General features: G+C 33.2%; 12 protein-coding genes and 1 tRNA gene. 1 reads left to right on the top strand and 12 read right to left on the bottom strand.

Annotated elements, in window-relative coordinates; genetic code table 11:
* Positions 1-41: 41 nt before the first annotated feature.
* The 8 genes from ABWU86_RS00940 to uvrC form a co-directional block, all read right to left on the bottom strand.
* The gene (locus ABWU86_RS00940; RefSeq protein WP_293792956.1) at positions 42-290 is read right to left on the bottom strand and encodes a hypothetical protein; all 249 of its coding nucleotides are present in this window, start codon (positions 288-290) and stop codon (positions 42-44) included.
* A gap of 62 nt (positions 291-352) precedes the next feature.
* On the bottom strand, positions 353-1,498 hold the full coding sequence (locus tag ABWU86_RS00935) for a family 20 glycosylhydrolase (RefSeq protein ID WP_293792957.1): 1,146 nt from the start codon (positions 1,496-1,498) through the stop codon (positions 353-355).
* A gap of 213 nt (positions 1,499-1,711) precedes the next feature.
* Positions 1,712-1,798: transfer RNA gene (locus tag ABWU86_RS00930), tRNA-Ser, on the bottom strand.
* 25 nt (positions 1,799-1,823) lie between these two features.
* Positions 1,824-2,342: an adenine phosphoribosyltransferase gene (locus ABWU86_RS00925; protein WP_053950205.1), complete on the bottom strand. Its 519-nt coding sequence runs from the start codon at positions 2,340-2,342 to the stop codon at positions 1,824-1,826.
* Positions 2,343-2,359: 17 nt separating this feature from the next.
* Positions 2,360-4,666, bottom strand: a complete 2,307-nt coding sequence (recJ, locus tag ABWU86_RS00920) for a single-stranded-DNA-specific exonuclease RecJ (protein WP_353320958.1) — start codon at positions 4,664-4,666, stop codon at positions 2,360-2,362.
* Positions 4,667-4,680: 14 nt separating this feature from the next.
* Positions 4,681-5,616: a ribonuclease Z gene (rnz, locus tag ABWU86_RS00915; protein ID WP_353320956.1), complete on the bottom strand. Its 936-nt coding sequence runs from the start codon at positions 5,614-5,616 to the stop codon at positions 4,681-4,683.
* Positions 5,617-5,703: 87 nt separating this feature from the next.
* A complete protein-coding gene (gene obgE, locus ABWU86_RS00910; protein ID WP_293793676.1) occupies positions 5,704-6,996 on the bottom strand; it encodes a GTPase ObgE in 1,293 nt (430 codons plus the stop codon).
* Between the two features lie 74 nt (positions 6,997-7,070).
* Positions 7,071-8,858 (bottom strand): excinuclease ABC subunit UvrC, encoded by a 1,788-nt coding sequence (gene uvrC / locus ABWU86_RS00905; RefSeq protein WP_293793674.1) that lies wholly within the window; start codon positions 8,856-8,858, stop codon positions 7,071-7,073.
* Positions 8,859-8,939: 81 nt separating this feature from the next.
* Here uvrC and ABWU86_RS00900 point away from each other — a divergent pair, with 81 nt between their 5' ends.
* Positions 8,940-9,080, top strand: a complete 141-nt coding sequence (locus ABWU86_RS00900; RefSeq protein WP_293793672.1) for an SPJ_0845 family protein — start codon at positions 8,940-8,942, stop codon at positions 9,078-9,080.
* A gap of 41 nt (positions 9,081-9,121) precedes the next feature.
* Here ABWU86_RS00900 and ABWU86_RS00895 read toward each other — a convergent pair whose 3' ends face one another.
* The 4 genes from ABWU86_RS00895 to tig all read right to left on the bottom strand — a co-directional run bounded on the left by ABWU86_RS00895 (position 9,122) and on the right by tig (position 12,813).
* Entirely contained in the window at positions 9,122-9,397 is a 276-nt protein-coding gene (locus tag ABWU86_RS00895) for a nucleoside triphosphate pyrophosphohydrolase family protein (protein WP_293793670.1), read from the bottom strand.
* Complete coding sequence (gene yihA / locus ABWU86_RS00890) at positions 9,398-9,988, bottom strand: ribosome biogenesis GTP-binding protein YihA/YsxC (RefSeq protein ID WP_293793668.1); 591 nt, start codon at positions 9,986-9,988, stop codon at positions 9,398-9,400.
* A gap of 147 nt (positions 9,989-10,135) precedes the next feature.
* Positions 10,136-11,368: an ATP-dependent Clp protease ATP-binding subunit ClpX gene (gene clpX, locus ABWU86_RS00885; RefSeq protein WP_293793666.1), complete on the bottom strand. Its 1,233-nt coding sequence runs from the start codon at positions 11,366-11,368 to the stop codon at positions 10,136-10,138.
* 140 nt (positions 11,369-11,508) lie between these two features.
* The gene (tig, locus tag ABWU86_RS00880; RefSeq protein WP_293793665.1) at positions 11,509-12,813 is read right to left on the bottom strand and encodes a trigger factor; all 1,305 of its coding nucleotides are present in this window, start codon (positions 12,811-12,813) and stop codon (positions 11,509-11,511) included.
* Positions 12,814-12,832: the final 19 nt, after the last annotated feature.

Genomic DNA, 12,832 nt, shown 5'->3' with positions numbered 1-12,832 from the left:
TCAAAGATTATAGTAAAAAAAGCGCACTTCAAAAGTACGCTTTACTTATTAACCATTTTTACTTCATATTGATCCTTTGCATTCAAGGAGTTAATTACTAGTCCATCATAGAATGGGCCAGCATAAACAAACCCTTCGTGGATTTGATCAACTGATAAGAATGTCCATTGGATAACTTCTTGTCCAAAACCACCAGTAGGAATTCTAACCCCCGTTAGTTGACCATATGTTCCATCAGATAATTTAATTTGTTGATTACCTTGTTTTGCATTAATCTTTAATTTAAGCATTATTAACTCTCCATAAAATAGATGTTATTTAAAATATACCATATTTTATCGATATAAGGAACTTACTTAGTAAATTTATCTTGGGCTTTTAAAAACGTATCGACATAATAATAAGTCTTATTGTATGTTTGATCACCAGTATATTGGTTAGGATATTCACCCCAGATAGAGATAGCAGCACCAATATTGTTAGCACTCTTTGTAATATCCTTTGTTGATTCATCGTTCCACATATTCATTTTCCATTTTTTGAACTCAGAAGTCCAAATCTTCTTAGATTCACTGGTAAATGATGTTGGGTCAGTAATCATGTATAAATAATAACTATTGTAATTAATCGTCTTAAAACCGGCTTTATTTAATTCTGGGAGCGTTGCTCTCATTCTGATATTATCTTTTCTATCTTTGCTTGAACTAACTTCACCGGTTAAACTCCAGTAATTAATTAAAATATCTTTGTGATACTTGTTCAAAACAGCCTTGTGAAAACTATCATTCCACATTTCAAGTTTTAAATGATTGGCATTTACATAATCATCAATTGCATTAATATACTTCACAACAGCTTCTTGATCGCTTTTATCGCTAATAGTTATTTCATCTGCACCGACAATAATGTGGTATCCGCTAGGAAGCATCCCTACGTATTCACTTAATAACCTCTTAGAAAAATCGATTGTTGCTTGTTTGTTGTAGTACATTTCATTGTAGCCATCTTTATTTTCTAATTCTTTCACTAATTTCTTTCCTTCAGAAGTGTATGAAAGAAGTTTAAAAATAGATTTAGCGTGACCTGGTAAGTCGATTTCAGGAATTACTTCAATTCCATGAGTGTAACCGTATTGAATTACATCTAATAATTGATTTTTACTTAAAAATGCTAGGTGTGTTTTGTTATTGTAGTAAACACCATTTTTAAGTGTTGCATTCTTTGTTGTTTGGCCTAACGTTGAACTTTCAACACCATATCTTTCATTATCGTTTAAGTGTAGTTGAAGATATGTACCATGATCTTTCTTTAATAAATCTATATATTTTTTGATTGTAGAAGTAGAATAATATGTTCTTGAACAATCCAATGATAAACCAATTCTCTTAGACTCGTTGCTGGTATCAGCAAGAGTTTTTTTAGTAAGGCTTCCCAATTGAATAAACATCAAGATTAAAAATAATATCATTCCAACGATTATAAATCGTTTATTTCTCATAATCACCACTCTTTTCTTCGCGATTATTATATTGATAGTATAGCATTAAATTAAAGAAAATCTATTGCTTTTACCATTTGTAATCATTATGAAATAGTTACAAGTTAATAATGCATTTCGAACCTTAAATTAATATAAAAACGCAGTTATCAAATTATGCTCTTATTAGAACGTTTAATTTGTAACTACGCTTTTTTCTTGAAATTCAGTTTAAGGATAGTACAGGAGTCGAACCTGCCCGCCGGTATTACCGGTTCGTCGGATTTCGAGTCCGATGCATTACCGCTCTGCCAACTATCCATATTAAGGGAAAGTCCCCTAGTAATTAGTATTTTAATAAACTAAGAATATCGTAATCCTTAATCTTTTCTCGTCCTTTAAGCGCTTCAATTTCCACGATGAAGGCAGCTCCAACGACGATCCCGCCAAGTTGTTCTACTAACTTAATTGTTGCTTCGATGGTTCCACCAGTAGCTAGTAAATCATCAGTAATTAATACTCTTTGTCCTGGCTTTACAGCATCGGAGTGAAGGTATAATGAAGATTTACCGTATTCTAGTCCATATGAAGCGCTCACAGTTTCACCTGGTAGCTTACCTTTCTTTCTAGCAGGAACAAATCCAATTCCTAAATCATAGGCCACTGGACAACCAACAATAAATCCTCTAGCTTCAGGGCCAACAATTAAATCAACTTTCTTTTCTTTAGCATATTTAACAATTTCATCAGTTGCTTGATGATATGCTTGTCCATCTTCCATCAATGGTGAGATATCTCTAAATAATACCCCAGGTTCCGGAAAATCTTGATAACTTGCTATATAGTCATGCAAATCAAGTGCCATTAGTTAATAACTTCCTTTCATTTACCCAAACAAATTCGAATAGCTTGTTTAAACTTTTCCCTACTAATAGCTAAAAGTTGCTTTTCAACTTCAATTTGTTTTTCTCGAGACTGGTAAGCGCGACTACTTGATAAATCACTTTTTACCAGATCAGGATTATAGTTCATAATTCCATTGTCAATGAAAACAAAATCTAACTCATTAAATACATTAATCATAAATATTAGGTTTTGAAGATCTATATTCAACTTCTTACTAATTTCATTGATATTATCATGTATTTTAATATCATTGTTCATCATAACGAACTTAAATAGTTTAGCATATTGCGCTCTATTTGGCATCCCTTTTGAACCAATATAATTATTTTTAAACAGGTAAAAGGTTAACGATTCACCGCTAATTTTAGCTAATAAATCTTCTAAAATGCCCGGTTCATTAGGACAATCAACTATTATTATATTATCAAATTTATCAATTGAAGACAAATCAGGGTATAAACAAGCTGCTGATTCGTCATTTATAATACTACCCAATTTATCGAATAATTTTGCATTAAAAAATACATAACCAGCGTTTGGATCGAACATCTCTTTAGCAATCACACGGGTTCTTTTATCGATTATTTGAACTCCGCTGCTGTACATATCATCTAGCATTACTTGAATAGTGGTTCTTCCCTTCCAAGTATTCTTTTCTAAATGTCCAGCAATCTTCATGTCATCAAAATTAGCACTTAATTCATCAGCCAAAGCACCATTTTTAAACGCTAAAACATTCACCTTACTGCCGTTATCTTCCATTTGAAAACGCAAATGACTATTGTCTTGTCCCATGGTCTTAATATTGGACACCATTTGAGGATTAAATTCAAAAATCGGATATTCGTTATCTGTTCCAAACGGAGCTAATAATTGTAATTGATTAAATAGTGCTTCATTCACTTGAGAACAGTTTAATATGTTCGATATTTTTAGTGTTGGTTTCGCGATTTTATCTAAATTATGAGTTTCTGCAAATTGATCTAAATGATTAATCAAAACATCAACTTTAGATTCTTCAACGCTTAATCCAACGGCCATTTCGTGTCCACCAAATGAAACTAATCCATCTCTTATTCCGTTGATAGCTTCAAACAAGTTAAATCCTTCGATACTTCTCCCAGAGCCTTTTAAAATTCTGGTTGTTGTATCTAAGTTCATAACAATACTAGGCTTTTGGAACTTTTCTACTAACTTATTAGCTACTATTCCAACTACCCCTTCATGCCAATTTTGACCATAAACAACAATAACTCGACTGTCTGGCTGTGTTTGAGCTTGAATTATCGCTTCTGTACTTATATCTTCAACAAATTTTTTACGCTTTTTATTTTGTTCATCAGTTTCTCTTGCCAGTTCTTCTGCTTGAACATCATCAAAGGTAGTTAATAGTTCAACACCAGATTTAGCGCTACCCATTCTACCTAATGCGTTTAAGCGTGGTCCTAAACCAAATCCAATACTTTGTTCGTTAAGTTCACCTTTCAATCCCGCAAGTTTTGCTAAGCTTGCCAATCCAGGTCTTTCAGTATTTTCAATCATCTTAAGACCAAATTTTACCAGCACTCTATTTTCATCAGTTAAAGAAACTATATCAGCAATTGTTCCAATAGCTGCTAAATCAAAGTACTCCTCTGGTAGTTCGCCCAATAGTGCTGTTGCAACTTTAAAAGCTACCCCAACACCAGAAAATTCTCCAAATGGATATTCATGTCCAGGGTATCTGGCATGCACAATTGCATATGCATTAGGAAGTTTTTCAGGTAATTGATGATGATCAGTGATAATAACGTCACAATTCATTTTATTTGCTACATCAATAGCTTCATTTCCAGAAATCCCATTATCAACGGTAACAATTAATGTTGTTCCCTCATTGATAATTCTTTTATAAACATCTGGGTTAGGTCCATATCCGTCTGTAAAACGATTAGGAACAAAGAACTCAACATTAGCGCCAATATTAAGTAATGTTTCGTACATCACAGATGTACTTGTTATTCCATCGGCATCATAATCACCATAAACAGTAATTTTTTCACCATTTTCAACAGCTTGATTAATTCTTTCACACGCTTTTTGCATGTCGTGAAATAAAAAAGGATCCCTTAATTGATCTAAGCTTGGATTTAAAAAATCCCTTATCTTCTCAATCGAATCATAACCACGTTGAATTAACATTTCAACAATAGAATCGTTGATAGATAATTCTTTCGCAAATTCTTTTGCTTCAGAAGATATTTCATTGCTTTTATATTGCCAATTAAAATTTGCTGAAATCATTAAATCAATCCTTTTTAGTTAAGTTTTTTAAACGGAATTTCTACCACATCAAAATCTTTTACAACCCTTGTATTTTCAAAAACGCTACGCGCTTGATTTTGTAATTCATGAGCCATCTTGCCTGTATATCTAGCTGACACATGGGTTAATAGTAATTTACCAACATTGGCCTTAGTTGCTAATTTAGCAGCTTGCATATTTGTAGAATGATAATAGTTGTGAGCTAATCTACTTTCACCTTTGCCAAACGTACTTTCATGCACTAAAACATCAGCATCTTGAGCTAAATTGTAACTGGTAGGATTGCTTCTAGTATCTCCGATAATGGTTACTGTTCTTCCTTTTTGTGATGGTCCGATAAAGTCTTGACCATTAATAGTTCTACCGTCATCTAAAGTGATAGTTTCACCATTTTTAATTTTTCCATATACAGGTCCAGACGGAATACTTGCTTCTTTTAACTTATCAACAAGTAATTCACCTTGGTGGTCTTTTTCTTCAATTCTAAATCCAAAACATTTAATTTGATGATCTAATTCACCCATCACTACCTTGAACTTATCGTCTTCAAAAATTGTTCCTGGAGTAGACAATTCTTCAAAGTTAATTTTGTATGAAAGCTTAGATTGAGATACTGCTAAACTAACTCTAACAAAATCTGCAATTCCCTTAGGTCCATAAATGGTTAATGGTGTATCTCCACCTTGAAATGATCGTGAACTTAATAGTCCCGGTAAACCAAAAATATGATCACCATGTAAATGTGTAATAAAAATTTTATTAATCTTTCTGGGCTTTAGGTTGGATCTCAAAATTTGTTGTTGTGTTCCTTCACCACAGTCAAATAACCATACTGAATTACATTCGTCTAATAGTTTTAAAGCAGTTGCTGCCACATTTCTAAATTTTCCTGGAACTCCTGAACCAGTACCTAAAAATTCTAATTGCATAAAAATATTTTCCTTTTCTTTTTCGTCAATAAATCCTAATTAAATTGTAGCACATAAAAAAAGACGGGTTCACCCCATCTATTTTTATTAGTCAACAAATGTAAAAGTAAAGTCTAAAATAGCGACTAAATCACCGTCTTTAGCTCCAGCTTCTCTAAGTGCTTCATCAACACCCATTCCTTTAAGCTGTCTTGCAAAGCGCAACATACTTTGATCATGTGTTGTATCAGTCATTTGGAATAATCTTTCAATCTTGTTACCAGATAATACCCAAACGTCATCTTCATCCCTACTAATTGTAAATGGTGCTTCTTCATCAGCAGCATTGTATTGAACTTCTTCGTCCACTTCTTCAACATCAGTAATTGGGAACTTAGGTGTTGTTTCTAGCAAGTCAGATGTCTTACTAATTAGTTCAGTTAACCCAGCATGGGTAACAGATGAAATTGCCAACACTTCATGTGCTAATTCATCATTTTCAATTTGTTTCTTAAATTCTTCCAGATTTTCTTGCGCATCTGGCATATCCATCTTAGTAGCAACAACAATTTGTGGTCGTTTTAGTAGATTTTCATCATATTTAGCTAGTTCTTCATTAATTTTTTGATAGTCAACATAAGGATCTCTACCTTCTTGTCCAGACATATCAACTAAATGTAAGATGACACGTGTTCTCTCAACGTGACGTAAGAATTGGAAACCTAAACCAATTCCAGATGATGCACCTTCAATTAGACCTGGTAAATCAGCGATTACAAAATCTCTTCCATCATCTAATCTTACCATCCCTAAGTTTGGCACTAACGTTGTAAAGTGATATTCAGCAACCTTAGGCTTTGAACTAGTAATAGTTGATAATAAAGTTGATTTACCAACTGATGGGAATCCAACTAAACCAACATCAGCTAATACTTTAAGTTCAAGTCTAACGTTTAGTTCTTCACCTGGTTCCCCGTTTTCAGCAATTTCAGGTGCTGAGTTTTTAGCAGAAGCAAAATGGGTATTTCCTCTTCCACCACGACCACCTTTTAGTGCAACATATTCATCATCAGGGTTAACTAAATCGAATAATAGTTGATTAGTGTCGTCGTTGTAGACAGATGTTCCTTCAGGTAAGTAAATATATAAATCATCGGCACTTTTACCTGTCATTCTCTTATTACCACCATCAGCACCATTTTTGGCAGCAAATTTTCTTTTGTATCTAAAGTCCATCAATGTGTTCATCCCTGTGTCCACACCAAAAATGATGTTTCCACCGCGGCCTCCATCTCCACCAGCTGGTCCACCGTTTGGAACATATTTTTCTCTTCTAAAGGCAACGATTCCGTTACCACCTTTTCCTGACTTTATGTTAATTTTTACTTGATCAACAAACATGTTATCTCCGCTCTATCTTTTATTTTATAACTATTAGTATAACTTTATTTTAAACGTCAGTAAACAATCCATATTTACTTTTCAATATTATTTAGATAATATTTGATGTTTTTCACTGTTTGGTCACTTATTCCTAATGCCTTTAGTTCGTCAACTGATGCATCAGCAATTTTCTTCATTGTTTTAAACTTATTTAATAACTTAGTTCTGGTCTTTGGACCAACACCTTCAATATTATCTAATTCAGAACTTAATGAATGCTTAGTGTGTACTTGTCTATGGAAATTAATTGCAAATCTATGCACTTCATCCTGAATTCTTTGCACTAGATAAAACGCCTGGCTTTTTGGATTTAACGAGATATGTTCATCTAATTCTCCAAATAATAAATCAGCAGTCTTATGTTTATCATTCTTCACCATTCCAGCAACAGGTATCTCCAAACCAAGTTCATTTTCCAAAACATCTTTAACCGCATTTAACTGAATCTCTCCACCATCCATCAAAATCAAGTCTGGCATGTCAGCGTGCTCTTTTAAGAGTCTTGTATATCTTCTTCTTATAACTTCTTTCGTGCTGGCTGCTTCATCAGCATGGTCTTCGTTTTGTAATTTATATTTACGGTAAGCATTCTTATTGGGTTTACCATCAACAAATTGAACCATTGCCGATACAATATCCGCCCCTTGAATATGAGAGTGGTCAAATGCTTCAATCACATGTCCACGACTTATATTTAGGGCAGCACATAATTCATCCATTGCGCCCTTAGTCTTAATGTTATCTAGTTCCATTAATCTAAACTTTTCATCTAAGACTAATTTGGCGTTCTTTTCAGCCATGTCGATTAAGTCTTTCTTCTGTCCTCTTTGCGGAACTCTTACTGGAGTATCAATGGCTTCAGATATTAAATCAACATCCAATGAACTTGGTACTAATACTTCTCGCGGAGTTTGGTGATTCTCCTCTGAATAAAATTGACCAATAAAATCTTCCATTGTTTCAACTGGATCATCAACAATTGGAAAACTTCGCTTTACTCTTTTTAATAACCGAGCTTGTCTAATGAAGAATATTTGGATAGAAATCCATCCATGATTAACATAGTAATTAAATACATCTCGTGGTGTTGTATCGTTAGATATGATTTTTTGCTTTTCTACAGTGATTTCAATATATTTTAATTGATCTCTTATTTCTGCAGCTCTTTCGTATTGCATTTCTTCCGCTGCTGCTTTCATCTTTTTGGTTAACATTTTCTTAGCAATGCTAACGTCACCATTTAAAAATGACTTAATTTGCTTTATTTGTTTATCATATTCTGACTTAGGAACCTTTTTGAAGCAGGCTCCTAAACATTGTCCCATATGGTAATACAAACAAGGACGGTGTTGATATCCATTACATCTTCTAAGTGGATATACCTTTTGCAAAAAATGAAGCGTTTCATCAGCAGCATAGACGTTTGGATAAGGTCCGAAGTAATATCCACCGTCTTTTTTAATCGTGTTGACGATTTTTAATTGTGGATCCGTTTCATTAGTAATCTTAATATATGGATATCCGCCATTTCCCTGTTTTAATTGGATATTGTAGTATGGGCGGTGCTTTTGAATCAATGTAATTTCTAGAAGGAAAGCTTCTTTATCGTTAGTTGTGATAATGGTTTCAAAATCCCTGATCTCAGAAACTAATTTGGCAGTCTTTCCCTCATGACTACTCTTGAAGTATGAACGAACTCTATTTTTTAAGTTTTTGGCTTTTCCAACATAAATAATTTTCCCTAATTTATCTTTCATCAAATAACATCCAGGTAAATCAGGAAGTAAAGTTAGTTTATGCTCAATATGTGATGTGGCCAATTAAATCACCTCGTTCAAAAATCAATATGACAAATTCCGCTTAATTTGCTATTATATAGCTAAAATAAGGAGATGCATATTATGGGATTAAATATTCAACGTAATAACGATTTAAATGCAATGTTTGATAAGTTTGCTAAACTTGATACAAGCGATAAAAATCGTGATAAATTTCTTAAAAGAAAAGATAAAAAGACATCTGACAAGAAAAAAGATAAATAAACGTAAAGCAGGCTTCACAATATAAATTGTGAAGCCTCTTTTTATTTTTTCTTATTTAGGCGGGTAATATTAAATTCAGCAATTTCTTCGAATTCAATCTTATTCCATTCTGCTATTTGTGATAAATACCAAAGAACATCACCCATTTCTTTTACAAGTTGTTCTCTGTCTAAATTATCGCCATGAAATGTGTACTTTTTAACTAAATCAACAACTTGACCAGTTTCACTAGATAAACCTAGTGCACAGTTTGTTAAAACTTGTTCATTTCCATGTAGAGTCTTATTAGCCGCTTTTTGATATTCGTTAAATTCCACTTATTTTACCCCCGTTTTACTTTCAATCCAATTCCAAACTTCTTCTTTACCATACTTGCTTAAAGCAGAGAATAATTGAATTTCGTCTCCCTCTGCTAGATCAACAGTCTTATTTAGAACACTAATTTCTTTGTTCCATTTACTCTTTGGCGTTTTATCCATTTTAGTTGCCAATAATAGTGTTGGAATTTCATAGTATTTCAAGAATTCATACATTTGAATATCATCTTGACTAGGTTCACGTCGACCATCAATTAATAAAACAACCCCTCTAAGTTGTTTTCTTGTGGTTAAGTATGTTTCAATCATTTGTCCCCACTTAGCACGTTGCGCCTTAGAAATTTTGGCATAACCGTATCCTGGAATATCAACAAAAAATAATTTTTCATCAATATTGTAGAAATTAAGCGTTTGCGTCTTACCAGGTTTGTTAGATGTTCTTGCATATCCATTACGATTAATTAAAACATTGGTAAGTGATGACTTTCCAACGTTTGATCTTCCAACTAAAGCAATTTCAGGATATCCATTAGTTGGATATTGTTTTGGTTCAACCGCACTGATATCAATATTAACATTGTGTACGTCCATTTAATTCACTCGTTTCCTTTTTTGTATACATTAATTTTAACATAAAACAGCACTATTTAATAAAGACAATCCCATTAAATTATGGTTATTTTTCAATGTTAATAATAAAAGACCTTACAGAAATTAATCTGCAAGGTCTACTATTATTTAGGCTTTTTTAATGATGTTTGGTTCATCATTTTTTTGCACAGCATCCTTAGTAATGACCACTTTTTCAACATCGTCTTCACTTGGAATTTCATACATTACATCTCTCATAGTATCTTCCATGATTGATCTTAATCCACGAGCTCCAGTTTTTCTTTCGATCGCTGTATGTGCCATTTCCTTTAATGCATCTTCATCAAATTCTAAATCAACTCCATCAATTGACATTAACTTAACATATTGCTTAACCAATGCATTTTTAGGTTCTGTAAGGATTCTAACTAAATCATCTTCTGATAATTTGTTTAAAGCTGTTAAAATTGGTAATCTACCGATAAATTCTGGGATTAAACCAAATTGAAGTAAATCACTTGGGATAACATGTTGCATAATATTATCTTCGTTTACCTTTGCAGCTTCACTAGAATCAGTACCAAAACCAATAGTTTTATCACCTAGTCTGTGCTTAACGATATCTTGAATACCATCAAAAGCACCACCCACGATGAATAGGATATTCTTAGTATCAATTTGAATCATTTCTTGTTGAGGATGTTTTCTACCACCATTAGGTGGAACACTAGCAACAGTACCTTCTAAAATCTTTAGAAGCGCTTGTTGAACACCTTCACCTGAAACATCTCTTGTAATAGAAACATTTTCGGATTTCTTTGCAATCTTATCAATTTCATCAACATAAATGATTCCCTTTTCAGCTCTTTCAACATCAAAATCAGCATTTTGTAATAGTTTTAATAAGATGTTTTCTACATCTTCTCCAACATATCCTGCTTCAGTTAATGTAGTTGCATCAGCAATTGCAAAAGGTACATTTAAAATTCTTGCTAATGATTGTGCTAAATAAGTTTTACCAGAACCTGTAGGTCCAATAATTGAAATATTACTTTTTTGTAGTTCAGTATCATCTTCACTATCTAAATTATTTACACGTTTGTAGTGGTTGTATACTGCCACCGCTAATGTTTTCTTAGCTTCATCTTGACCAATAACATAGTCATTTAACTTAGCCACGATTTCTTTTGGACTAAGTGACTTGAAAGTAGTATCAGCATTTTCTTGAGCTAATTCTTCATCAACGATATCTTTACATAAATCAATACATTCATTACAAATGTACACGTCTGGTCCCGCGACGATTTTCTTTACTTGATCTTGTGATTTACCACAAAATGAACAAGTAATGGGGCCTTTTCCTTCACTATCTTCAAACAAATGCTTCACCCCTAATAATTACTATATTATATAAAATAATACCATATTATGGCCGGTCTTAACATTATAAAGTCTTTAAAACAAAAAGGTCCAATTAACATTTTGTTAATTGGACCTTTTGCATTAACAATTAAATTTAATTATTTGTTAATTTTTGACTTTGGTTCTTGTTTAGCATTGTCAGTGATTAACTTAACAGCATTTTGAATTGAAATATCATGTTTCAACATGTCTTCAGTTAATGCACCACGAACAGCTTCTTCCTTCATACCGTATTGAGCAGCTAAGTCTTTAACTTGTTGGTCAATTTCTTCGTTTGAAGGTTCGATGTTAGCATCCTTAACAATTGCTTCTAATACAAGGTTAGTCTTAACACGTTCTTCAGCACCGTTAGCAAATTGTTTCTTCAAATCATCTGGGTTAGTACCAGTTAGTTGGAAGTACATTTCTGCATTAATACCTTGTTGTTGCATACTTGCAAGGTATTGGTCCATTTGACGTTGGATATCTTCATCAATCATAGCTTGAGGAATATCCTTAACAGTAGCGTTAGCAACAGCACCCTTAATAGCTTCGTCTTCTACTTGAGTGTCGCCTTCAACCTTCTTTTGTTCTTTTAGTTGTTCTTTAATCTTGTTCTTTAGTTCTTCTAGACTATCAACATCTTCATCAACGTCTTTAGCAAATTCATCGTCTAGTTCAGGCATTTGTTTTTCCTTAACTTCGTGAATCTTAGTCTTGAAGATTGCTTCTTTAGCAGCTAATTCTTTAGCTTGGTAATCTTCTGGGAATGTTACCTTAACATCAACATCTTCACCAGCTTTGTGACCAACTAGTTGATCTTCGAAACCAGGAATGAATGAACCTGAACCTAGTTCTAGTGAGTAGTTAGTAGCTTGACCACCATCAAATTGTTTGTCGTCTACGTAACCATCAAAATCGATAACAACAGTGTCACCATTTGCAGCAGCTTTGTCTTCTTTAAGAACTAGTTCTGCTTGGTTTTTACGCATGTCTTCAATTTTAGCGTCTACATCTTTTTGGTAAACACGAGTGTTTGGTTTTTCAACTACGATTCCTTTGTATTCACCTAATTCAACATCAGGTTTAACTGAAACTTTAGCTTTTAAAACCCATGGTTTGTCTTTTTCTAAGCTATCAACATCAACTTCTGGTTGAGCAACTGGTTCGATACCAGCTTCTTTAATAGCTTCACTGTAAGCTTCTGGTAATAAAATGTTTAAAGCATCTTGGTATAGAGCTTCTTCACCATACATTTCATTAAAGATTTGACGTGAAACTTTTCCTTTACGGAAACCAGGAACAGTAATGTTGTTCTTGTTTTTGTTAAAGGCTTTGTCTAGACCTTCTTTTACTTTATCAACACTAATTTCGAATGTTAATTCTCCGTCGTTAGTGCCTTTTTTTTCCCATTTAGCTGACATTATTTTCCCTCCGAAATGA

The organism is Apilactobacillus pseudapinorum, assembly GCF_040369555.1.
Lineage (GTDB): Bacteria > Bacillota > Bacilli > Lactobacillales > Lactobacillaceae > Apilactobacillus.
The sequence above is the reverse complement of the archived record's forward strand: the minus strand, read 5'-3'. Positions and strand labels throughout refer to the sequence as shown.